Genomic DNA, 24220 nt, shown 5'->3' with positions numbered 1-24220 from the left:
GCTATGGATGAAAATAAAATTAATATTAATGATGGCTGGGATCAATATGCCTCGAAAAGTATATATCAAAAACGTGGCAAAATTGGAATAGGCCGGTCGTTAGGCTTTGGTGTTTTTTCTTTTTTTAGTATTTCTATGCAAGGGTTAGTTGGAGCTTGGTTACTATTTTTCTATACAACATTTTGTGGATTGTCTGCTGGACAAGGTGCAACGATTTTTCTAATTGGACGTGTGGCTGATGGACTGGCATCACTCGTTATGGGAAATATTTCAGATAATATTTATAAATACAAAATTGGTCGAATTTTTGGAAGACGACATCTTTTTATTTTGGCAGCAGCACCCTCAGTATTAATTGCCATAACTTTATGGGTTGCTGGAATGAATTACTGGTACTACTTAATTACTTATTTAGTTACCACTGTACTTATGTCAGTACTACAAATTCCCTGGGAAACTTTGCCAAATGAAATGACAAAAGACTACAATGAGCGGACAAAATTATCAACGACACGAATGGTTATTGCGGGCCTAGGTAATATGCTAGCTCAGTTTGTACCTGCACAATTATTTCACTTTTTCCCAAAGACTTCACCAACACCATATTTAATTATGCAAGTTATGTTTTCTGTTGTAACTTTCTTTCTCGTTTTGATTACCTATAAAACAACGTGGGAACATTTTGTGACCAAAGCAGAGGCGAAAAAGTTAGAGGCACAGGCATTAGAAGATAATAATGGTAAAAAAGCAACATTAAAATCAGAATTAAAAAATTATTTTTCTACCTTTAGGATTAAAAGCTTTAGAACACATATGGGTATTTACCTGAGTTCTTATTTTGCAACAATTTTATGGTCGACAACATTCGTCTACTATATAGTGCTTGTACTAGGCAAGACCACAAGTACATCTGGATTCTTGCAGTCTTTGAGTATTGTTTCTGTTCCTGTAACAATTTTAGCGGGAATAATTGTTACAAAAATATCACCTAGAGCTCTGTATTTATTTGGTTACTCACTTATTTTATTAAGTGCTGTGGATTGGGCTTTTGTTGGTATGACAAAGCCAGTGGGAATGATGGCTTGGTTGGTTATAGGAATGTTGTGCTATGAAGTCGGATTATATATTTTATATTTTCTTCCTTGGAACGTATTTCCATTTATCCCTGATATTGATACATTAGTGACGGGGAAAAATAGGGCTGGTTTATTTGCCTCAGTAATGGTGTTTATTAATCAAATTAGTCAAGGATTAGCTGCGGTTGTTGCTGGTTATTTGCTTGATTTAGCGGGCTTCCGGCAATCGACAGGTGGAGCAGTTGCACAACCTGCAAGTGCAACACACATGATTTTATTTCTTGTATCCGGTGGAGTTGGGATCATGATTTTACTTGCAATGTTTTTTGCAAGTAGATTCCATGTAAGTAAAAAAACTTTCAATATTTTGGCAGGTGAATTATCACGTTTGCAAGATGGAGGTAGTATGGCGGAAGTCGAACCGAATACTAAAGCTGTATGTGAACAGTTAACGGGTGTTGATTATGATTCTATTGAATTTTGGAAGAAAAACGATCATAAGGCAGACAGTGAATAGAAGTAGATGAATTTATAAATTTGTAAGTAACTGCAATTTGGCATGCTAGTTAAGTGTTAAAATGATTTTTCCTTACGCAGCAAGAGGAAAAACTCATCAATAATTTTTAGTTTAAAAACAGTGTAGTTCGACAGTAAACTACATTGTTTTTGCTGTAGTATGGAGATAAATTAATATTTATGTTTTTAAAACTGAGTGGTGTAAAAAAAGGAAGGTTAATGACATGCCAATTATATTTAACGGAATTCCTCGGTATGATCAAAATTCTAATGTAGTTAATTCTTCTGGTGGGTGTCTAATTAAAGACGGCAACTATTTTTATCTCTTTGGCGAATATAGGCTGGAAAATAGTGTGCAATTTGCGGGATTTACTCGATATCGTTCTGAAGATTTGGAACATTGGACTTATATGGGCCTTGCGGTAAAAAAACAAAAAGACGGGTTGCTTGGTCCTCACCGGATTGGTGAACGACCAAAAGTAGTTAGAACGGTAAATGGACAATATGTAATGATGATGCATACTGACGATGAGCGCACATTTGATCCTTGTGTTGGATATGCTATTGCTGACGGTCTAGATGAACCGTTTGTATTTAAGGGACCGTTATTATTTAATGGTGAACCTATTAAAATGTGGCATATTGGGAGTTTTACCGATGATGATGGAACAAACTATCTTTTGACACACGAGGGTGATATCTATCGTTTGTCGGCAGATGGTCATTTTGCAGAGGAAAAAATTATTAGTAATATTGCCCCTGGAACAGAAGCTCCTGCAATGTTTAAGGAGAATGGTCATTATTTTTTGTTGGTATCACAAAAAACTAGTTGGGAACGAAATGATAATTATTATTATTGCGCAGATAGTTTGATTGGACCGTGGGAATATAGGGGTCCATTTTGCCCGTCAGGTACTTTAACACATAACTCGCAAAGTTCGTTTGTTTTTAAATTACATTCGAACAAGGGTGATTTCCCGATGTATATTGGTGATCGCAGATCCTATCCGTTTTTGGATTGTACGACTTCCATTTGGCTGCCAATAAAAGTGACAGGAACTAAACTTAATATATCTGAATTTTGGTCTAGTTGGAATTGGTTCAATGAAGAAGAAGTTAAATTAAAAAAAGAAAAATTAGCATGGCTGGGAAAAATGAAAAATGATAGTATGACGGTTAAATTTGAAGGGACGGATATTAGAGTTTTTGGTAGAACTGATTCACACAGCGGATATGCTTTGCTCACTTTGTTTGATTCTGACAATACGGTTGTCCATGAAGTTACTATTGATTTTTATAGTCAAGTGACAAATGATGGATTGCGTTATGTATCACCAAAACTATCGGTCGGTGAGTATCGTTTACAGATTAAGGTGCTTGGCAAACATGGAGAATGGTATGATAAATCGCATCGGTTGTACGGCAGCACGGATGATGATATTAATGTAACAGGCTACTATGTCAATGATAATAAAAAGCACAATGGTCAGGTTAAAATTAGTTATAATTCAGTTGGATTTCCATTTGCAATTAGCGAAATGGGACAAAGCTGGAACCAACAGTCAGTAGCAAAGTCAAATGGAGTACCGTACTACTATTGGCTTCAAAGTGATGCAGGTGTAGGGCAAATTACGCTATCAAATAGGCAGGTGCAACTTAGAGTTGGTCAAGGAATTTTAGTTGAATCTAATGTGAGCTTTACTTGGCATGCAGAATCTTCAGTTTGGCAAACCAGTTATTTAATTTTTTCAGGTGCTAAAGTACGTGAAATGTTGTCTCTTGCCAAGGACCAGCGAGTGCTGTACATTCCAGTTTTAAGTGCTGAGTTATTTGCCTATATTCGGAAATATAATATTAAATTTCGCAGGAATTATACAAGTAATTTAGAAGCTTCAAAACTTGTGGAAAAATTTGTTTCTATGCTGAAGCCATATACAAATAGCAAACTTGAGGTGAATAAACAAAAAATAGCCAAATCAGTTCTGGATATCATATACAACAAATTTGATAGCCCATTAACGAACACTTCATTGGCAGGTATGACTAATTACAGTGTTCAGTATGTACTGCAGACTTTCAGTGACGTGTACAATACTACGCCGCGCCGCGCACTAGCTATGTATATAATTGCTGAAACAAAATTATTACTAATTAGGTATCCAACAATGGCACTAAGACAGGTAGCACAACGTTGTGGTTTTAGTTCTGAGGCATATATGATCAGAATATTTAAAAGCACTGAGGGGTTAACTCCCGGTCAGTTTAGGTTGTTGGCAACGAGACTTTTATTGGATAAGTGATCGTCTATAGCTGTTAGATATTATGACCTTAGTAAATGGCAACCGATGCTCATGCTTATGATAATTTAGGTTTCTCTGCGCTCTGGCTGAAACGCGCTCACAACCACAGAAGCCTCCACATAACAATATCAGAAGCAACATGATTCAAAGGACGAATCATATCACTTCTGATACCGTTATGTTACGGTTTCTACCCGTGGTTTCTCTGCGCTCTAGCTGAAATGCGCTCACAACCACAGAAGCCTTCACATAACAGTATCAGAAGCAACATGACTCAAAGGACGAATCATATCACTTCTGATACCGTTATGTTACGGTTTCTACCCGTGGTTTCTCTGCGCTCTAGCTGAAATGCGCTCACAACCACAGAAGCCTTCACATAACAATATCAGAAGCAACATGACTCAAAGGACGAATCATATCACTTCTGATACCGTTATGTTACGGTTTCTACCCGTGGTTGTTCGCGCTCTATTAAAATTGCATGAGAAAAAATCATTGACAATTTATCTGACCTTTGCAATAATAGTCGTTAATCTCGCGAGATAATCACAGAGAGACTGGTATTGCTGAAAGCTGGTCATTTAAAATGGTGTACTTAAATTGGGTAGTTCCACTATCAACTACAAGAGACAATCCATATTTTGGGTTGTAAAACTTGGGTGGAACCGCGTTGAAGATGAAATTAGCGTCCCTGGTACATTTGAATGTACCAGGGGCTTTTTATTTTGATTAAATGGGAAGTTACATATCTAAAAATTGAGGAGTGGGACAGATGAAAGAGCAGCGTCAGTTGTCACGATCGTTACAGAGCCGCCATATTCAAATGATTGCCATCGGTGGGGCCATTGGAACAGGATTGTTTTTGGGTTCTGGTAGTGCCATTCGAAAAGCCGGTCCATCCATTATTCTGTCATATCTAATCGTCGGAATTTTTTGTTTCTTCATGATGCGGGCGATCGGGGAATTATTGTTGTCCGATACGAGTAAACATTCGTTTATTGATTTCATCAAATTATACTTGGGCGATCGGATGGAATTTATTACCGGTTGGACGTATTGGTCGTGCTGGCTCAGCCTGGCAATGGCGGATTTAACAGCCACGGGAATTTATTTAAAATATTGGTTTCCCAGCTTGCCGCAGTGGGTCGGGCCGCTCGTCATTATTTTGCTATTATTGTTAGTCAACCTGGTCAATGTCGGTCTGTTTGGTGAATTGGAATCATGGTTTTCGATGATTAAAGTGGTGGCGATCCTAGCGCTGATTGTTGTTGGCTTGGGGATGACACTCTTTCATTTTCGGACGGGAACCTCGACAGCCTCGTTTAGCAATTTAGTATCTCATGGCGGGTTCTTCCCCACTGGTGTTAGTGGCTTTTTGATGTCATTTCAAATGGTGGTTTTCGCCTTTGTGGGTATTGAAATGGTGGGATTAACCGCTGGTGAAACCAAGGATCCACACAAGGATTTACCACGCGCAATTAATAGCTTGCCCATTAGAATTGGACTGTTTTACATTGGTTCAATGATTGCAATTATGTGTGTTGCGCCATGGAACACGATTACCACTACTTCAAGTCCGTTTGTGCAGGTCTTTTCTGGCATTGGAATTACGAGTGCCGCTGCGATTCTAAACTTTGTTGTATTAACGGCCGCTATGTCGGCTACTAACAGTGCCATCTTCAGTACCAGTCGTACATTACATGCCCTGGCTACCGGTGGTAATGCGATGCATCGTTTTACCAAACTAAGTCGCCATATGGTGCCGAACACAGCACTGCATTTTTCATCTGCCATTTTGTTTGTGGTGGTTATCTTAAATTACTTAATGCCCGCGGGAATTTTTAATTTAATTTCAGGTGTGTCCACGATTAATTTTGTATTTGTTTGGTTGATCATGCTATGGTGCCACATTAAATTCCGCCGCGCACAGCCAGCGGGAGTTAAGGAATTTTTAATGCCTGGTTATCCAGTTACTGATTGGGCGAGTTTGGTCTTTTTTACAGCCGTGCTAATTTTCTTATTATTTGACCCGGAAACTCGCATTTCATTGGTGGTTTCGGTTGTTTGGTTTGTTGCGTTATTCGCAGTTTATGGACTGCGCGGTCGAAAACAAAAAAATAGTTAAATTACTGTTATTTAAATTCTTGAGGTTTTTCTATTGATTTTTACCATGCGCAAGAAGTACGATAGCACTATTAAAATTCAGGGGGGATGCGGAATGGATCAGAGGTTTAAGGTTGGTGTAATTGGAGCAACTGGAATGGTTGGTCAACGTTACGTAACATTGTTGGAAAATCATCCGTGGTTTGAAGTAGTGGTAGTGGCAGCGAGTGCTCATAGTGCTGGTAAAACCTACGCAGAATCGGTCAACGGTCGTTGGAAAATGGAAACCCCAGTACCGGATGCAGTTAAAGATTTGGTACTGATGGATGTTAAAGATGTCGATAAAATCGCTGCGCAAGTTGACTTTGTCTTCTCGGCAGTTAGCATGAGTAAAGATGAAATCCGTGCCATTGAAGAAGAATACGCAAAAACAGAAACACCAGTTGTCTCTAATAACAGTGCCCACCGCTGGACGCCAGATGTACCGATGATTGTCCCTGAAATCAATCCGGATCATTCTGAAATTATTAAATATCAACGTGAACGGTTAGGTACAAAGCGGGGCTTTATTGCAGTTAAGCCCAACTGTTCAATTCAAAGCTATACGCCAGCTTTGTCTGCTTGGAAAAAGTTCGAACCAACTCAAGTGATCGCGACAACTTACCAAGCCATTTCCGGCGCTGGTAAAACATTGGAAGATGCGCCTGAAATTGTTGGCAACGTGATTCCTTATATTAGTGGTGAAGAGGCTAAGTCTGAAAATGAACCGTTGAAGATTTGGGGCCATGTAGATGATGAGAGAAAAGAAATTGTTTCTGCAGAGTCACCAGTGATTACGAGTCAATGCTTGCGGGTACCTGTTTTATATGGTCACACTGCAGCAGCATTTGTGAACTTCAAGCAAAATCCAACTAAAGAAGAATTAATTGAAGCACTGGAGGATTATCGTGGTGTGCCCCAAGAATTGGGCTTGCCCAGTGCTCCTAAGCAATTTATTCAATACATGCAACAAGATGATCGTCCACAAGTCCGTTATGACGTGAATTTTGAAAACGGCATGGGAATTTCAATTGGTCGGTTGCGTCCAGACAAGATTTTTGACTGGAAGTTTATTGGACTATCCCACAACACATCTCGTGGTGCCGCTGGTGGTGCGATTTTGTGTGCCGAACTACTGAAGGAACAAGGTTACATTACGAAAAAATAAGTACGAATTAAAACTGTGCTAAGTTGCTCAATTGAGGGGCGAGCACAGTTTTTTATTGGATTATGATATAGCAATATAATTGTTAAATCTAAATAAATCACTATTGCTATTTAAAATATTGGTGCTATAATTATTCTCAGATTGAAGGACGAGCTACTTGGTTAACCGTCAGAGATGTTAAGACATAGGCTGAAATCTTAACAGTGAGGGGCGCTGATGTGGTACTACCTTTGAGCATCTATTTCCGAAATAAGGAAATCCGGGTTGGTTCCCGCTAGCAGCCAATGGAGGCAAGACTTCTGTGTTTATTGTGAAAACACACGTCTTGTGAACATGGGTGGAACCACGTTAATAATGTTAATAACGTCCCTAGTATCAGTTGATACTAGGGGCTTTTTTATTTATAAAAAGGAGAGTGGAGTTAGATGGCAGAAGTTCAAGTTTTAGCATCAGACGGTTCGGTCAAAAAAATTGACCGCGATTCCAAAGAAGGATTACAGGCACTGCGCCAAACAACAGCGCTCTTATTAGCTGCAGCATTGCACCAACAATTTGATGGTATTCGTTTAGGTGCCGATGTGGCCAGTGATGATGGCTTTTACGTTGACTCAGACAAAGACGACGTTCAGGTTTCAGCTGATGAATTAGGTCAATTAGAAGATGGCATCAAAAAATTTGCCAAGGACGACGCCAAAATTGAGCGCGTTGAAGTTCCATTGGCTGATGCATTAGCAGAAGTTAAAAATGACCCATATCAAAGTGAATTATTAAAGACAGCTGCTGACAATGATAAAGTTGCATTGTTCAAAGTTGGTGACTTTGCGACTGTCGCAACTGAAGATGTCCTTTGTTACGTGGATGTTGTTAAGAACTTTAAAGTATTGTCGGTTGCCGGTGCTTACTGGCAAGGCAAGTCATCCAACCCAATGCTCCAACGGATTTATGGTACGGTCTTTTATAAGAAAGATGCACTGGAAGATGATTTGAAGGCCCGTCAAGAAGCACGTGAACGTGACCACCGTGTTATCGGAAATGACTTAGATTTATTCTTCGTTGATCCTAAAGTTGGTGCTGGTTTACCATACTGGATGCCAAAGGGTGCCACAATTCGTCGGGTGATCGAACGCTACATCATCGACAAGGAAGTTGCTAATGGTTACAAGCATGTTTACACACCAATCTTGATGAACTTGGACGTGTACAAGACTTCTGGTCACTGGCAGCATTATCGTGAAGACATGTTTCCCCCAATGGACATGGGAGACGGCGAACAACTTGAATTACGACCAATGAACTGCCCTAGCCATATTCAAATTTACAAACATCACATTCGTTCATATCGTGAATTGCCATTGCGAATTGCTGAATTAGGAATGATGCACCGTTACGAAAAATCAGGCGCGTTGTCAGGATTACAACGAGTTCGTGAAATGACATTAAATGATGGCCACACGTTCGTTGCACCAAGTCAAATTTTGGATGAGTTTAAGAGCATCCTTCAATTGATGATTGAAGTTTATCATGACTTTGATATCAACGATTATAGCTTCCGATTAAGCTATCGTGATCCTAAGAATACAGACAAGTATTTTGACGATGACGAGATGTGGAACAATGCCCAAACAATGTTGAAGCAAGCGATGGACGATATGGGTCTCGATTATTACGAAGCAGAAGGCGAAGCTGCATTCTACGGTCCTAAGTTGGACGTTCAAACTAAGACCGCTTTAGGAAATGACGAAACACTTTCTACTATTCAATTAGACTTCATGTTGCCAAAACAATTCGACTTGCACTACATTGGCGAAGATGGCCAGGAACATCGTCCAATCATGATTCACCGTGGACTAGTTTCAACCATGGAACGATTCACAGCCTATCTAACAGAAATGTACAAGGGTGCTTTCCCAACATGGTTATCACCAGAACAAGTTAAAATTATTCCAGTCCGTGAAGATTTGCATGCCGACTATGCTGAGGATTTACGTAAGGAATTAGCAGCTGCCGGAATCCGAGTTTCAGTGGACCACAGAAATGAAAAAATGGGTTACAAGATTCGTGAAGCCCAAACCCAAAAAGTACCATATACTTTGGTTGTTGGAGACAATGAAGTTAAAGACAGCGGTGTAACGGTACGTAAGTATGGTGAAGAAAAACAAGTAAGCAAATCAAAACAAGATTTCTTAGATGAAATTTTGGGAGATTTGAGTAGCTATTCAAGAGAATAGTGTGCGAACAGCCACGGGTTGACGTCGTGGTATAACACAGAAGGGACAATTACTTCGGGGTGTGAAGTGGTTGTCCCTTCTGTGTTATACATCAGACGTCAGTGGCTGTGAGCACAATTCAGCAAGTGAGATAAAAAACTGCAGCGCACCACAAAAATAACCTAATCATGATTTGAAATTTCGAATCATAATTAGGTTATTTTTTGTGTTAAACGAAAGCCGTTACGGTAAGAGAGCACCACGCGGCAACATAGATTGAAGGTGAACTCTAGTCTCCGCCTTCAACTCCACCAAGCCGTTCTTCAAATTCATCTTTTCCTTGACTGGAATTAACAATATGCAAATCAGCGTTTAACAAGCCAAGAAAATCAGCGAATGCCGAATTAATTCCCAACTCCTCAAAGTCAGATTGTGCCATTGTGTAGCGAATTGCTTGTTCCTGATCGGCCATCACTTTTTGAACCCAGTGTGGTTCACGCAAACTTTCACGCCCGAGTGCCACAAAGTCAATTCCGGCATCCATTAATTTTTCAGCGTCAGCTGGAGTTTCGTTTGAGCCCACTGAAATCAGTGGCAAGCGGTTATTAACTTGCTGTTTGATTTTTAGAATAATTGGTTCAGTATCATTCTTGTCATTTAATGATGTACGCCAAGCATAGCCCATTGAAACGTGGAGGTAATCAATCGGTTGGTCAGCTAAAACATCAATAAATTTGAGTGTGTCATCGAGACGAATGCCAGGTTCTTCGATTTCCTCTGGCGAGATTCGGTAGCCAACGATAAATGGAGCTTTAGCGTACTGTGTCACAGCCGCATGGACGCTCTTGATAATCTCTAATGCAAAGTTCATGCGCTTTTCTAGCGAACCGCCCCATTTGTCCGTTCGTCGGTTAGAGTGTGGGGAGAAAAATTGTTGCATCAAATAGGTATTGGCGCCATGCAGCTCAACACCATCGAAACCAGCCTGGATGGCGCGGCGAGTGGCGTCACCAAACGCAGTGATAATTTCTTCAATCTCTGCGTCAGAAAGTTCACGTGGTGTTTCTGCGCCTGGTCGCAACGCTGCCACGGCACTAGCGCTTTCGGGTTGGGCTCCTCTTAAGATAGAAGAATTAGACATTCGGCCAGCATGAAAAATTTGTAAAATAGCCTTAGTACCATTATGTTTTATTGTTTCAGCTAACTTAGTCAAGCCTGGTAGAAAGCGGTCGTCAGTTACGGATAGCTCGCCCTCAAATCCTTTACCATGAGGAGTGACATTGGCGACGGGGGTAATGAACATGCCAGCCCCACCAGCGTGCAGGCTAAAATAGTTCAATTCGTCGCTCGACACAGCGCCATTTTAAAGCGCTGAAGCTTCGGTCATTGGTGGAATGACGATTTGATTCTTGATTTCAGCGCCATTTTTGAAGTGGTAAGGTGTTAAAAATTGATATGTTTTATTCATTACAGTGCGCTCCTTTAAGATGTTAATTTACCCGTAAATTGAGTTTAGTCTGCTTACTTACAAATTACAAGTAGGTACTTTTATGTTTGTTAGGTACATGAAAGTAACTATCGGATAATAGTGTGTTATGCCAGTGAAGAAAGCGGTACCAAAAAGTCAGTTTTTGGTTGTGGCTCGGGGTGGTACATGGTACGATAGAGCCAAAGGAAGAAGTTATATTAGCATTAATAGCTGGCTATAAAATTTATTAGGTCAATTAATGAATTTGGCGGGTAATCGGGTGCTTGTCTTGGTAGCTAGAGGGTGATTGCGGTTCTTCCTGTTTTGTTCGACGAAAAATGGCTAGGTTTGAGTTTGCAAGCAAAAATTAAATCACAGAAGGGGGAACTGATAATAGTGATTGAAGTTCTATTGGGGTATTTTGACTAAAAAGTTAACAGTATTAATAGTTAATCGATATTTACTTTTGTGGTAGGGATTATCAAATGGACACATTTATGAATGGGGGGAGTTTATTACAAATTATGTAGGATGATTTGTAATAAGAATAAAATGAAAAATGATCAGATGGAAGAAATCAAGACGCATTACAAGTTGCATAAAAAGGGCAAGCAATGGTTAGTGATTGGGGTCGCAAGTTTCGCTGCAATAATTGGTATGGTGGGGATGAGTTCCAGTGCGCAAGCAGATCAAGCAGTCGTTGAACCAGCGACAGCAGTTCAGACTGTTACTACTGACCCAGCAAATAAAGTCGATACGGATGAAACTGAAACTCGAGCAGACGTTCCAACTACACCAATCAACACGGTTGCAAAGCAGGCTGATGAAACTGCTCAAACTACGACTGTTGAAACAAATGCCACTGAAAATAATGACGATGAACTAGTCAATGCGTCGAGTCCAACTAAAGTAGCGGTGACACCAGCAAGTACAACCGCAGATACGCCTGTGGCTGCCGTCGAGGCTACCCCAGCTAGTGATTTTGAGTATGCTGAAGTTGCTAATCAGCCAGATCAAAGGGCCATTACTAAGTACACTGGGACTGCAACAGACGTCGTGATTCCGAGTGAAGTTACTATCGGTGGGATTACGAGCACGATTACAGGTATTGCCCAGGATGCATTTTTGGGTAACGAGAATATTACGAGTGTGGTCATACCCGATACCGTCATATGGATCGGGGCCGGGGCATTCGCACGAACTACTAATCTAACTTCTGTCACATTATCTAATAATTTGACCTTGATTAGAGAAAATGCGTTTCTGCAAAGTGGACTAACTAATATTGTTATTCCTAATAGTGTGACGCAGATTGGCGCCTACGCATTTGCAATGAATAAATTGACTAGCGCAACAATTTCCACTGGATTAACAACGCTTGCCGAAGGGGTCTTTTATAATAACTTACTAACTAGTGTTGTAATTCCGGATGGTATTACCACCATTGACATGGGAGCATTTTCAACCAATAAGTTAACTGATATAACAATTCCTAATAGTGTGACACAAATTGGCACCTATGCATTTTCAACCAACAAGCTAACCAATGTGACCATACCGACTGGATTGATAACACTTGCCGAAGGAGTTTTTTACGATAATCTGCTGACGAGCGTTGTAATTCCAGCTGGTGTCACTGATATTGGTAATGGAGCATTTTCAACTAATAAATTAACTAATATATCGATCCCTAATGGTGTTACTAACATTGGCGCAGAGGCCTTTGCTGGTAATTTATTAACCATGCTGACTAATCTGCCAACTTCGCTAACGACCATTGGCGATTTAGCTTTTGCCGGTAATAATATCGATGTGGCGGTTCTACCAAGTTCGTTGACCACCGCAGGAACTGGTATTTTAATGAGTAATCATTTAGTTAAGGTTGAGACGCCAATACAACTGAACGGTAACACAAATCAAACCGGTCAATTTTATGGGACACCGCAAACTGATCGGGTTGATTTACTTGGGCCAACACTGGGCGGACTATTCAGCTTGGCAGATTTAGATTTGTTCGGAACACCAACGGTTCAAATTGTGGCTAACTATAATACACAGGGAGCTAGTCAAGCTGTGACGTTTGATGAAACTAATAATCAATTTGTCATTCCATACACTGATGTTGCTCCAACTGCTGAATTAGGTTTTGCCTTTTCAGTGCTATTTAAAGATGCTGCGGGCAATATTACTTTCCAAGGCCTGTATCATTTAGCATTCAGCTTTTTAGGTGTTAACGATACAACGATTAGCACCGGCGATCAGTGGAATAGCAATGATAATTTTGACTATTTTTACATTATTAGTCCCCAACTTGACGCCAATGGTAATCCAGCTACTACAGTGATTAATGGGCAGACAGTTTTGGCTTCGCTGATACCGTTTGACTATACTCCATATGTTACAAGTGGTTTGCTTAAATTAAACAATACAAACGATGTTAATACTAGTAAAGCTGGTGTTTATCATGTTACCTACAGTTTGCAGATGCCGGGAACGCCATATACGTATACAAACACTGCTACAGTCACAGTAGTTGATACAGTATTAAGTGGAACGCAGCATTATGAAGTGACGACGACTGCAGCTAATTTGGCGGCAACGAAGGCTAAACTTGAGGCAATCAAAGCTGTCAATGAAGCCAAGGGAATTGCAACAACGATTAAGATAAATATTGTGCCAGATGACGCACCATATCAAGTAGAACATAAGGTAAGTAATGGAACACAGCATTATGAAGTGACCACTACCGAGGCCAACTTAGCGACAACACAAGCTAAGTTGCTTGCGATTAAGGCTGAAAATGAGGCCAATGGGATTGCGACAACGATCAAGATAAACATTGTGCCAAATGATGCACTATACCAGGTTCAACATGAGCTGAGTAATGGAACGCAGCATTATGAAGTGACGACGACTGCAGCTAATTTGGCGGCAACGAAGGCTAAACTTGAGGCAATCAAAGCTGCCAATGAGGCCAAGGGGATTGCAACAACGATCAAGATAAATATTGTGCCGGATGACGCACCGTACCAGGTAGAACATAAGTTGAGTAATGGAACACAGCATTATGAAGTGACCACTACCGAGGCCAACTTAGCGGCAACACAAGGTAAGTTGCTGACAATCAAAGCTGCCAATGAGGCCAAGGGAATTGCAACAACGATTAAAATAAATATCGTTCCAGATGAAGCACCGAGTGTAAAACACGAGTTGGGTGACGGTACTAAGCATTACGAAATTACAACCAATGAATCCAATGCGGAAGTTGCCAGACAGGAGTTACTAGCAATCAAAGCCGAGAATGAGGCTAATGGCATTGCAACATCCATTAAATTAAACATTGTGCCAGATGAAGCGCCAAATGTAGTTGAACAGCCAGATACGCCAACTACGCCAGGCAACCCAGGTACAACAACACAACCAGATGAGCAAAAGCCAACTAATATTGCCGATCAGACGGATGACCTGGTACCTGTAACGGTTGATCAAACAAAAGCTAATAGCGTCAGTGTGGCGACAACGACTAAGGGCAAAGCCAAAACGCTACCACGAACAGACGAACAATCTTCGGCAATCTTGGGATTACTGGGCAGCGTATTACTGAGCAGTGTCGGAGTTGCGGCATTGCGACGTAAAGAAAAAAATGATGCGTAATTTGAATAAATTAGGGCTAACAATCTTGTCAATTTAGCGGTGACAAGAGAGCTAAAAGCTACATCTTTAACACCGTTAACGAAGTGATGCTAGCTTTACTGCCACACGGCTGGAATCGCTGTCAAAAAAAGTTGAAAAATGTAAGCTTTTTGGTTGTACTTTTAGGGTGATCATGCTAATATACAGTTACAGGAAGGAAACGTCTTGTGATTACCGCCTTCTCAAACACAAGTTCCTTGCAACAAGTATTAAATGTATTAGATGTTAAGCTCCATGCATTACCAAAGTAATATCTAAAAGTAATACCATTAATTAAGTGAGAGTTAGCCACCGTATTTAAAAAGTTAGACTTGGTGGTGGTCAGGTTAGAGTTAGACCGATATAAGATTAAAAGCTACAACAGATGTTGTTTCAAAGCTCCAACGATTCACATTCAGTAGTTAAGTTTTGAGGCGAGATATATAAAAACAAAGTTGAAACAATTAGGTAGTTGCAAGTCACCTTCCTGATGTTCAAGCAAACCGGAGAAGAGAAGGCTCCGGTTTTTGTTTTCGCTAAATTCACTATATTTGGTTGAATAATCGATTGATGTATTAGATAATAAGGGTCCTTGGCAGGGGCAATACAGCTTGTGATCATCTCAGATCATGAGCTTTTTTATTTTAATAATTGAATTTAATCCTGAATTAATACATAAAATAAATTTCAAATTAGTAAAATCTAATTTTTGTGGATATTCAATGTCTGGTTTGAAAAGAGTTGAATACATAACTAAAGTAATCGTCTTATTTTTAGATAATAATTATCAAATAAACTTATATATCACCTCTAAAAATACAATTCACTTTTCCCTTTTAAGTTTACAGCCCCATATGAAAGCGGTATATTAGTATAGTGGCGTTAACCTATTTGCAATAATTCAATTCAGTTTTGGTATGACGACACAAATACAGATAGAGGGGTTTGTAGTCCATGTATGTTTTTATTAATATTCTTGGTTTGATCGTGTTCCTTGGAATTGCGTTCTTATTTTCCAAGAAAAAGAAAGAAGTTAACTGGCGCTCAATTATCATTATGGTGGTCATTAACCTTGTGTTAGCCTGGTTCTTCACTAGTTTCTCAGGTGGACGTGCAGCTGTTAAGGGTGCTGCCGACGGATTTAATTGGTTAGTTGAGATTTCGTATCAAGGGATTCTCTTTGCGTTGCCTAACTGGGTCGCAAAGGGTTATGGGGGAACCTTTACTGGAACTTCAATGAACTTTGTTACCAGTGCTTTACTACCAATTTTAATGATTGTCCCACTGTTCGATATTTTGACTTACATCGGCGTTTTGCCATGGATCATCAAATGGATCGGACGTGGATTGTCATTCATTACTGGCCAACCTAAGTTTGAGTCGTTCTTCGCTGTTGAAATGATGTTTTTAGGTAACACTGAAGTGCTTGCCATTTCTGGATTACAACTACGTCAAATGAAGGCAGAACGTAACTTAACCTTGGCCATGATGTCAATGAGTTGTGTGACGGCTTCTATTTTAGGAGCTTATACGCAAATGGTTCCAGGTCAATTTGTTTTGACTGCCGTGCCAATTAACATTATCAACTCGATTATCGTTACAAGTATGTTGAACCCTGTCAGAGTGCCAAAAGAAGAAGATACAGTTGCTAAAGTTGGCCAAGTTGGCGAAGAAGACGGTGGTGCTGAAGATGGTAACGGCAAACGTGAACCATTCTTCTCATTCTTAGGTGATTCGATCTTAGGCGCCGGCCGTCTAATCTTGATTATTACTGCTAACGTTATCGCCTTTGTTGCTTTAGCTGCATTGATTGACAAGATCTTGGGTCTCTTCTGGAAACCTTTATCACTTGAAAGTATTTTGGGTGTGATTATGTTCCCATTTGCCTGGTTATTGGGTCTACCTGTTGACCAAGCATGGACACTTTCACAAGATATGGGACTTAAGTTAGTGACAAATGAATTCGTCGTTATGGGACGTGTTGCTGGGGATGTAATCAATGGATACGCACCTCACTTGCGTGCTATCTTGACAGTATTCTTAACTTCATTTGCTAACTTTGGTACTGTCGGTATGATCATTGGGGCCTTCAAGGGCTTAGTTGACAAGAACAAGAACGATTTGATTGCTAAAAACGTGGGCTACATGCTTCTATCAGGTATTCTTGTATCGCTATTATCAGCAGGATTTGTTGGATTATTCGTTTGGTAATCAGTCCTACTGATCATTGATTATTAAGACAATTAAATGGGACAGCCATCGTGCTGTCCTTTCTAATCTAATTAATGTAAACCGCTTACTATTTAGGGAGGAAATTAAATTATGGCATTAAAAATTATTATGGATACAGATCCCGGTATTGACGACGCTGCTGCACTAACAATGGCGATTAATGATCCAGCAATTGATTTAAAATTAGTTACGGCAGTTGCCGGTAATGTGACGGTAGATAAAACTACTGCCAACGCACTTAAGATTGTCCATTTTTTTGGTAAGGAAAATGAAATTCCAGTGGCAGCTGGTGCCAAGCAGCCATTGATCAAGCCATTTGAAGATGCTGCACGGATCCATGGTGCTTCGGGGATGCCTGGTTATGATTTTGGTGATGACTATGGTCACGCAATCGAAAAATCAGCGGTTGAAGCACTGCATGATGAAATTATGGCCGCCGACGAACCAATCACTTTGGTACCAACTGGCTCATATACGAACATCGCGATCTTGTTCTCACAGTATCCAGAAGTTAAGAACAATATCAAAGAAATTGTTGCAATGGGTGGGACCTTACAAGAAGGTAACATGACTAGTGCTGCAGAATTCAACTGCTTCACAGACCCCCATGCGGCTAAGGTATTATATGATTCTGGTGTTCCCATCGTTATGGTGGGTTTGGATATCACGTTAAAAGCGCTACTAACTGCAGATACATTGGACAAACTAGCCGGATTAAACAAAACTGGCGAAATGCTCCATGCCTTAATTACACACTACGGTGACGGCGGGGCTGAAGGTATTCCAATGCATGATGTTAATACAATCTTTTATTTGTTACATCCAGAGGCAATCACCACTAAAGAGATGTGGGTGGATGTCCAAACTGAGGGACCTGCAATGGGTGAAACTGTTGGCGATATTCGTGGTGCCTATCACGATGGTAAAACCAATGCTAAAGTTTGTGTTGATATTGATGCAGCTGCCTTTAACAAATGGTTCTTAGAAGAAATTGGTAGTATTAAAGATTAATCTATAAAGTTATCAAGCCTTATCACGTGGATCAGCGAGTGGAAACCGCTGGTCTTTTTTTGTGCGGTGAGGGCTAATTTGCAACGTGCAATACGGCACAGATGTCCAGGGTCAAGTAAAAAAAACAGCTATCAATAAATCTAAGGATAATTAATTCCTGCATTGTCTTAGCCTACAGCATCCACTCGTGACCTAGTTCATTCAATTTTTACGTTGCATTCCGACATCAGAACGCGGGTTAGTGCACTCTGTATGTTATAATAGATCTTATTATATTTACTTTACGACGGTTGATTACTAAGCTAATTTACGGTAAAGTGAATGCGTGTGTGAAACATAAATTTGTTTCACGATTAAAGGAGTTAACAATGAACCCACAGCAATTCAAACAAGCGCTGGCTCAGCATCAAATTATGTTGTCCGAGCAACAGGTGCAGCAGTTTGCCTTGTACTATCAATTATTGATCAAGGGCAATGAGCAACTCAATTTAACAACCATTACTGACGAAGGCGATGTATATCTAAAGCACTTCTTCGATTCTCTGACGCCAGCTTTTAGTGTTGACGAGCTTCAAACACAATCGCTGACTCTTTGCGACGTTGGTGCTGGTGCCGGTTTTCCATCATTACCGCTAAAAATTGTTTTTCCTAACCTAAGAATTACGATTGTGGATTCACTTAATAAACGAATTAAGTTTTTGGAACAACTCGTTGAGCAACTTGGGTTGACAGATGTTACACTAATCCACGATCGGGCGGAAACATTTGGTGCCAAAAAGAGTCCTTACCGGAGTAGTTTTGATATTGTGACCGCTCGGGCCGTGGCCCGACTTTCTGTTCTGAGTGAACTGTGTTTGCCATTAGTTAATGTTGGTGGTACTTTTATTGCGTTAAAGGCAAGCCAGGCAGATGACGAATTGCAGCAGGCACAGACAGCAATTACCACGTTAGGTGCAAAGGTTATCGCTGTTGATCAGTTGGAATTACCTCAAAGTGATGAACCACGAACTATTATTGTGATTAAAAAGACTAAGCAGACGCCGGGAAAGTATCCTCGGCGGCCGGGGGTACCAGGAAAAAAGCCGCTGTAGGTTGGTTGGATTTTTGGGGCGTGTTTTAGGTAACTGAAACGTGTTAATTCGACCAAACTTCTAGGGCTAAGCCAATTAATCATCATCCGCCAAGACCAGGCGAACAATAATTAATTGGTTTAGCCTACGAAGTTTATGCGGTTGAGTTAATACTCTGCAATTTGAAACGTGTTAATTCAACCAAACACCTAGAGCTAAGCTCCTTATACATCATTTGCTAAGCCCTGCAAACAATGGATAAGAAACTTAGCTCACGGTATCTACCCGGTTGAATTAACACTCTACATAAGGAGGCAGCGACATGGCGTTTTCGTTTTTTGGAAATCAAAAAAATAAGAATCAAAAAGCAACTAATCAAGTTGTTGAAGTTGATGTTACCAAAATTACGCCTAATCGATTTCAGCCGCGAAAAGTATTTGAGCCAAACGCTATTAAAGAGTTAGCGGAAACAATTCAAGAACATGGGTTATTACAACCAATTATCATTCGTGAATTTGAACCTAATAAATATGAAATTATTGCTGGTGAGCGGCGTTTTCGGGCCGTTAGCGAATTACAATGGGACAAGATTCCTGCCATTATTGAAAAAATGAATGACAAGGAAACTGCTTCATTAGCATTAATTGAAAATCTGCAACGAGAACAACTCAGTTCAGTTGAAGAAGCCCAGGCTTATCGCAGTTTGATGGAGTTAAATCATTTAACTCAGACGGCGCTCGCCCAGGGGATGGGTAAAAGTCAGTCAGCGGTGGCCAATAAATTGCGACTACTCAAATTAATTACACCGGTGCAAAATGCCATTTTAGACCGGCGGATTAGTGAACGGCACGGCCGGGCGCTACTTGAGCTTAATGAAGACCAGCAACGAGATGCTTTAATGGAAATTGTGAACAGCAAATTTACCGTTAAGCAAACGGAAGATTTGGTCGCACAAATGACTGGTAAACCGCGACCACAAGATGAAGCACCTGTCACAGCGGTAAAACCGAAGAAAAAACGGGCTAAGAAGGCTAAGGGACTCACGGCTGATACCCGTGTGGCAGTGAATACAATCAAAAAATCTGTCAAATTAATTCGTGATAATGGAATGAAAATTAAGACACGGGAGTCAGACGAAGACGACCATTATGAAATTGTGATTGAAATTCCAAAGCAAAAGTAGAAAGGCGGCAAGACGATATGGGACATGTGATTGCACTGGCCAATCAAAAGGGCGGTGTCGGTAAAACGACAACGAGCGTCAATTTAGGTGCTTGTTTGGCTGAATTGGGTCAGCGTGTACTGCTAATTGATATTGATCCACAAGGTAACGCAACTAGTGGGACAGGAATTCAAAAATCAACCATCGAACAAGATGTGTATGATGTTTTGATTAATGAAGTGGCGTTACAAGATGTTATTTTGAAAACGAGCCACCCGGGACTAGATATCGTCCCAACGACGATCCAGTTATCTGGTGCCGAGATTGAGTTAACCTCAATGATGGCGCGTGAAACGCGGCTAAAAGATGCGATTGATGCTGTCGCCGATCAGTATGATTACATCTTAATCGATTGCCCACCATCGTTAGGCTTGTTGACGATTAACGCATTTACTGCCAGTCAATCAATCTTAATTCCTGTCCAAAGCGAGTACTATGCACTGGAAGGGCTCAGCCAACTATTAAACACCATTAAATTAGTTCAAAAACACTTTAACCCCAAATTGAAAATTGAGGGTGTGTTACTGACGATGTATGATGCGCGAACTAATTTAGGGCAACAGGTTAATGAAGAAGTTCAAAAATTCTTTGGCGACCAAGTTTATGAAACAATCATTCCGCGGAATGTACGCTTGTCAGAAGCACCGAGTCATGGGTTACCAATTATTGATTATGATCCAAAGTCAAAGGGTGCCCAGGTCTATCAGCAACTAGCAAAGGAAGTGTTAGCAGCTCATGGCAAATAATAAAAAAGGACTCGGCCGCGGCATTGAAGCTTTGTTTGAAGACAATGAAGTCGCCGCTGCAGAAGAAAATGTCCAAGAAATTAATTTAACTGAAATTCGTCCTAATCCGTATCAACCGCGTCGGACATTCGACACGAAGGCGTTGGAAGAACTAGCTTCCTCGATTGAAAAAGCAGGCGTTTTCCAACCGATTATTGTTAGACGACCGGATAAGCGAATGAAGCGTTACGAAATTATTGCTGGTGAACGCCGTTTTCGTGCTTCTAAGTTAGCTAATAAACCAACTATTCCTGCCATTGTTCGTGAAATGAACGATGAAGAAATGATGGAAATTGCCGTCGTTGAAAACTTACAACGAGAAGATTTAACTCCGCTGGAAGAAGCGCAGGCCTATGCAACGTTGATGGATAAGCTGTCATTAACGCAAGTGCAAGTGTCTCAGCGATTGGGCAAAAGTCGGCCGTATATTGCCAATTATCTCCGGTTACTTGGATTACCTAAAATGGTTAAAGAAATGCTGCAAAAAGAACAGCTATCAATGGGCCAGGCGCGGACGTTATTGGGTTTGAAGGATAAAGATAAATTGGTGGCACTAGCTCGCCGTACAGTGGATCAAAATTTGACGGTGCGCCAGTTGGAACAATTAGTGAGCCATATGAATGGTGCTACTAAAAATAAAAAAGCAGGCAAGAAATCAAATAAATCCGTCTTTGTGCGGGCCGCCGAGGATCAGTTACAATCTAAGTTTGGTACCAAAGTGGCGGTAGCCCAATCTAGTAGCAAAAAAGGTGCCGGGAAGATTGAAATTCCGTATTTGTCAGATGACGATTTGACACGGATTTTAGAATTATTGGAAATTGATTTAGGTTAGTTTGTTAGACAGTAGACGAATTCGCTGAGGCAGCTGGTTAGGGTTCTAGTTCACACTGTTTTAATAAAGGAGACATCAAAATGTATGATAAAGGCGACGTAGTAATGATGAAAAAGCCCCATCCATGCGGTGCTAACGAGTGGGAAATCATTAGGATGGGTGCAGATATCAAGATCAAATGTCTCGGCTGTGGGCACATTGTAATGCTGACAAGACGCGAATTTGAGAAAAGATTAAAAAAAGTGTTACAAAAAAAGAGTGCGGAACAAGACGATTAGTTTCCGTGGCATAAGAGCCAAATCCATGATTCGTGGGTTTAGCGAATAATGGATTTGGCTCTTATGCATTAGTAAGCTGTCTTGTGTAGCACATTAAAAAAAGGAGTGCGCAGTCCAACGGTTAAATGCCGTGGTATAAGTACTTTAAATATGATTCGCAGAATTTGCGCATTATATTTAAAGTACTTATACGTTAGGCATTTGTTGGACGGAGCACATTTCGACAAGTGAAATAAGCCGTCCAATGTAAAAATTAAAGCAATCAATCAAATAAAGAAAGAGTGACCAACAAAATGGCTTTAACAGCAGGTATCGTTGGTTTACCAAACGTTGGTAAATCAACATTGTTCAACGCAATTACTAAAGCAGGCGCAGAAATGGCAAACTATCCTTTTGCCACCATTGATCCCAACGTGGGCATGGTTGAAGTGCCTGATGCCCGATTAGACCGGATTCAAGAACTAATTCCAGCTAAAAAAGTGGTGCCAACCACCTTCGAATTTACTGATATTGCCGGAATTGTTAAGGGGGCAAGCCAAGGTGAAGGTCTCGGTAACAAATTCCTGGAAAATATTCGCCAAGTTGATGCGATTGTCCATGTTGTGCGCGCCTTTGATGATGACAATATCACGCACGTCACTGGCAAAGTTGACCCAGTTGATGACATTGAAACGATCAACTTGGAACTGGGCTTATCTGATTTGGAAGCTGTCGATAAGCGATTGACTAAGGTGGAACGGGCTGCCAAGGGAAGCGACAAAGAAGCCAAAGCTGAGTTGGCTGTGCTACAAAAAATCAAGCCAGTGCTTGAAGCTGGCAAAGGCGTGCGCACAATAGACTTCACTGAAGACGAGGAACCGATCGTTAAAGGTTTATTCCTACTTACGTCTAAGCCAGTGCTGTATGTGGCTAATATCAGTGAAGATGATATGGCTGACCCTGATGGCAACAAGTACATTCAAACAATCCGCGACTATGTCAAAGATGAGAATGCACAGGTTATCGGTGTCGCCGCTGCGAGCGAAGAAGAAATTGCTGAGATGGATGATGCTGATAAAGCTGAATTCTTGGAAATGGAGGGTGTGAAGGAGCCTGGGCTAAACCGGCTAATTCGTGCTTCCTACTCGTTGCTTGGACTAGAAACATTCTTTACAGCTGGTGGTAAGGAAACTAGAGCTTGGACGTATCAGACTGGTACTAAAGCACCACAAGCGGCCGGTATTATTCATTCAGATTTTGAACGCGGGTTCATTCGTGCTGAAATCATGAGTTTTACGGATTTGGATCAGTTAGGCACACAAGCAGCTGTTAAAGAGGCTGGTAAGTTGCGCCTTGAAGGCAAGGATTACGTCATGCAAGATGGCGATATTGTAGAATTTAGATTTAATGTCTAATAAATAATGGTGAACGAAGAGAGGGGTACATTGTGAGCGAACAAAATCAACCGCGAAATGCAGCGGCAGGAGCACGACAAAAAGCGTATGTCCGACAAGACAATGCCACTACACACCGGCAGTTCGGTGATTATGGTTTAACGAAACGGAACGAAGAATTCATGTTTCAATTGAATAAGCAACTCGATCAACAAGGGATGAAGGCGGAGAAAAAAACTGATGCCCTGAAAGAAACAATTGAGGCGTTACTTGAAGGCCAGAAAAAAGGCGCGACGGCTAAGCAATTATTTGATACGCCCACTAAAAAGGCCAACGATTTAATCCACGGTCCAGCTAAAGCTACTAATCAACAAAGTAGTTTCTGGTTGTTGGCCGCCGATAACGGTCTGATGTTTTTTAACATCTTCACGTTGCTGTTTGGTGCGATGGGCTTTTTCCAACCGAAGTCATTACAGACACAACAGTCTGGTACGACTGGAATTGTAGCCATCTTACTTGTTGGTATTATCGGTGGGATGTTGTTTGCCTGGGTAACTCAAATTTTGACGCCGCCAGCCAAAAAGAAGAAACAGCCAATTTGGTTCCGGATCATTGCGGTCGTAGTTGCACTGGCAGCCTGGATTGGGGTTTACTTTGTCGCCAGCATGTTGCCAAACGTGGTCAACCCACAATTACCAGCCTGGGCTTACTTGACACTGGGTGTACTTGGCTTTGTGGCCGACCTTTATCTTCGCCGTAAATATCACATTGTTGGGGGAGCTTTCGGCAGTCCACAACAAAATCGCCGTAGAAGATAATCTTTTTTACGATTCAACTATTTATTAAAAATGAAACTGGTATAATG

General features: G+C 40.8%; 16 protein-coding genes. 15 read left to right on the top strand and 1 reads right to left on the bottom strand.

The annotated features are described in order from the left end of the window. Positions 1 to 3 precede the first annotated feature (3 nt). The 5 genes from WDC_RS00535 (at position 4) to thrS (ending at position 9433) form a co-directional block, all read left to right on the top strand. The gene (locus WDC_RS00535; protein WP_044009849.1) at positions 4 to 1593 is read left to right on the top strand and encodes an MFS transporter; all 1590 of its coding nucleotides are present in this window, start codon (positions 4 to 6) and stop codon (positions 1591 to 1593) included. A 223-nt stretch (positions 1594 to 1816) separates the two neighbouring features. Continuing rightward, a complete protein-coding gene (locus tag WDC_RS00530; RefSeq protein ID WP_044009848.1) occupies positions 1817 to 3892 on the top strand; it encodes a helix-turn-helix domain-containing protein in 2076 nt (691 codons plus the stop codon). A gap of 775 nt (positions 3893 to 4667) precedes the next feature. Beyond that, positions 4668 to 6020, top strand: a complete 1353-nt coding sequence (locus WDC_RS00525) for an amino acid permease (protein ID WP_044009847.1) — start codon at positions 4668 to 4670, stop codon at positions 6018 to 6020. 93 nt (positions 6021 to 6113) lie between these two features. Further along, a complete protein-coding gene (gene asd, locus WDC_RS00520) occupies positions 6114 to 7205 on the top strand; it encodes an aspartate-semialdehyde dehydrogenase (protein ID WP_044009846.1) in 1092 nt (363 codons plus the stop codon). Positions 7206 to 7630: 425 nt separating this feature from the next. Next, positions 7631 to 9433 (top strand): threonine--tRNA ligase, encoded by a 1803-nt coding sequence (gene thrS, locus WDC_RS00515; protein WP_044009845.1) that lies wholly within the window; start codon positions 7631 to 7633, stop codon positions 9431 to 9433. A 268-nt stretch (positions 9434 to 9701) separates the two neighbouring features. On the opposite strand, the gene WDC_RS00510 is transcribed toward thrS, so the two are convergent. After that, a complete protein-coding gene (locus WDC_RS00510; RefSeq protein WP_225349598.1) occupies positions 9702 to 10766 on the bottom strand; it encodes an NADH-dependent flavin oxidoreductase in 1065 nt (354 codons plus the stop codon). Between the two features lie 666 nt (positions 10767 to 11432). Here WDC_RS00510 and WDC_RS09340 point away from each other — a divergent pair. The 10 genes from WDC_RS09340 (at position 11433) to WDC_RS00460 (ending at position 24173) form a co-directional block, all read left to right on the top strand. Continuing rightward, entirely contained in the window at positions 11433 to 14534 is a 3102-nt protein-coding gene (locus tag WDC_RS09340; protein ID WP_191978627.1) for a leucine-rich repeat protein, read from the top strand. 972 nt (positions 14535 to 15506) lie between these two features. Continuing rightward, on the top strand, positions 15507 to 16763 hold the full coding sequence (locus WDC_RS00500; protein ID WP_044009844.1) for a NupC/NupG family nucleoside CNT transporter: 1257 nt from the start codon (positions 15507 to 15509) through the stop codon (positions 16761 to 16763). 111 nt (positions 16764 to 16874) lie between these two features. Continuing rightward, positions 16875 to 17795, top strand: coding sequence for a ribonucleoside hydrolase RihC (rihC, locus tag WDC_RS00495; RefSeq protein ID WP_044009843.1), 921 nt, complete (start codon positions 16875 to 16877; stop codon positions 17793 to 17795). Positions 17796 to 18163: 368 nt separating this feature from the next. Beyond that, positions 18164 to 18886, top strand: a complete 723-nt coding sequence (rsmG, locus tag WDC_RS00490) for a 16S rRNA (guanine(527)-N(7))-methyltransferase RsmG (protein ID WP_044009842.1) — start codon at positions 18164 to 18166, stop codon at positions 18884 to 18886. A 301-nt stretch (positions 18887 to 19187) separates the two neighbouring features. Next, the gene (gene noc, locus WDC_RS00485; RefSeq protein ID WP_044009841.1) at positions 19188 to 20048 is read left to right on the top strand and encodes a nucleoid occlusion protein; all 861 of its coding nucleotides are present in this window, start codon (positions 19188 to 19190) and stop codon (positions 20046 to 20048) included. Between the two features lie 17 nt (positions 20049 to 20065). Then, positions 20066 to 20833: a ParA family protein gene (locus WDC_RS00480; protein ID WP_044009840.1), complete on the top strand. Its 768-nt coding sequence runs from the start codon at positions 20066 to 20068 to the stop codon at positions 20831 to 20833. Continuing rightward, on the top strand, positions 20823 to 21704 hold the full coding sequence (locus WDC_RS00475; protein ID WP_044009839.1) for a ParB/RepB/Spo0J family partition protein: 882 nt from the start codon (positions 20823 to 20825) through the stop codon (positions 21702 to 21704). Before WDC_RS00480 ends, WDC_RS00475 begins: the two co-directional genes overlap by 11 nt. An 80-nt stretch (positions 21705 to 21784) precedes the next feature. Then, on the top strand, positions 21785 to 21982 hold the full coding sequence (locus tag WDC_RS00470; RefSeq protein WP_044009838.1) for a DUF951 domain-containing protein: 198 nt from the start codon (positions 21785 to 21787) through the stop codon (positions 21980 to 21982). A 293-nt stretch (positions 21983 to 22275) separates the two neighbouring features. Next, entirely contained in the window at positions 22276 to 23376 is a 1101-nt protein-coding gene (ychF, locus tag WDC_RS00465; protein ID WP_044009837.1) for a redox-regulated ATPase YchF, read from the top strand. A gap of 32 nt (positions 23377 to 23408) precedes the next feature. Beyond that, positions 23409 to 24173 carry a DUF1129 domain-containing protein gene (locus WDC_RS00460; protein WP_044009836.1) on the top strand — a complete coding sequence of 255 codons (765 nt, stop codon included), beginning with the start codon at positions 23409 to 23411 and terminating at the stop codon, positions 24171 to 24173. Positions 24174 to 24220 lie beyond the last annotated feature (47 nt).

Origin of the sequence: Paucilactobacillus wasatchensis (genome assembly GCF_000876205.1) — a bacterium.
Classification (GTDB): Bacteria; Bacillota; Bacilli; order Lactobacillales; family Lactobacillaceae; genus Paucilactobacillus; species Paucilactobacillus wasatchensis.
This window is presented reverse-complemented; position numbering and strand designations above follow the sequence as displayed.

Coding starts and splice junctions, on each gene's coding strand:
- WDC_RS00500 (WP_044009844.1), top strand. CDS start 15,507: ATGTATGTTTTTATTAATATTCTTGGTTTGATCGTGTTCCTTGGAATT.
- WDC_RS00525 (WP_044009847.1), top strand. CDS start 4,668: ATGAAAGAGCAGCGTCAGTTGTCACGATCGTTACAGAGCCGCCATATT.
- noc (WP_044009841.1), top strand. CDS start 19,188: ATGGCGTTTTCGTTTTTTGGAAATCAAAAAAATAAGAATCAAAAAGCA.
- WDC_RS00475 (WP_044009839.1), top strand. CDS start 20,823: ATGGCAAATAATAAAAAAGGACTCGGCCGCGGCATTGAAGCTTTGTTT.
- WDC_RS00535 (WP_044009849.1), top strand. CDS start 4: ATGGATGAAAATAAAATTAATATTAATGATGGCTGGGATCAATATGCC.
- WDC_RS09340 (WP_191978627.1), top strand. CDS start 11,433: ATGAAAAATGATCAGATGGAAGAAATCAAGACGCATTACAAGTTGCAT.
- WDC_RS00480 (WP_044009840.1), top strand. CDS start 20,066: ATGGGACATGTGATTGCACTGGCCAATCAAAAGGGCGGTGTCGGTAAA.
- thrS (WP_044009845.1), top strand. CDS start 7,631: ATGGCAGAAGTTCAAGTTTTAGCATCAGACGGTTCGGTCAAAAAAATT.
- ychF (WP_044009837.1), top strand. CDS start 22,276: ATGGCTTTAACAGCAGGTATCGTTGGTTTACCAAACGTTGGTAAATCA.
- rihC (WP_044009843.1), top strand. CDS start 16,875: ATGGCATTAAAAATTATTATGGATACAGATCCCGGTATTGACGACGCT.
- WDC_RS00530 (WP_044009848.1), top strand. CDS start 1,817: ATGCCAATTATATTTAACGGAATTCCTCGGTATGATCAAAATTCTAAT.
- rsmG (WP_044009842.1), top strand. CDS start 18,164: ATGAACCCACAGCAATTCAAACAAGCGCTGGCTCAGCATCAAATTATG.
- WDC_RS00470 (WP_044009838.1), top strand. CDS start 21,785: ATGTATGATAAAGGCGACGTAGTAATGATGAAAAAGCCCCATCCATGC.
- asd (WP_044009846.1), top strand. CDS start 6,114: ATGGATCAGAGGTTTAAGGTTGGTGTAATTGGAGCAACTGGAATGGTT.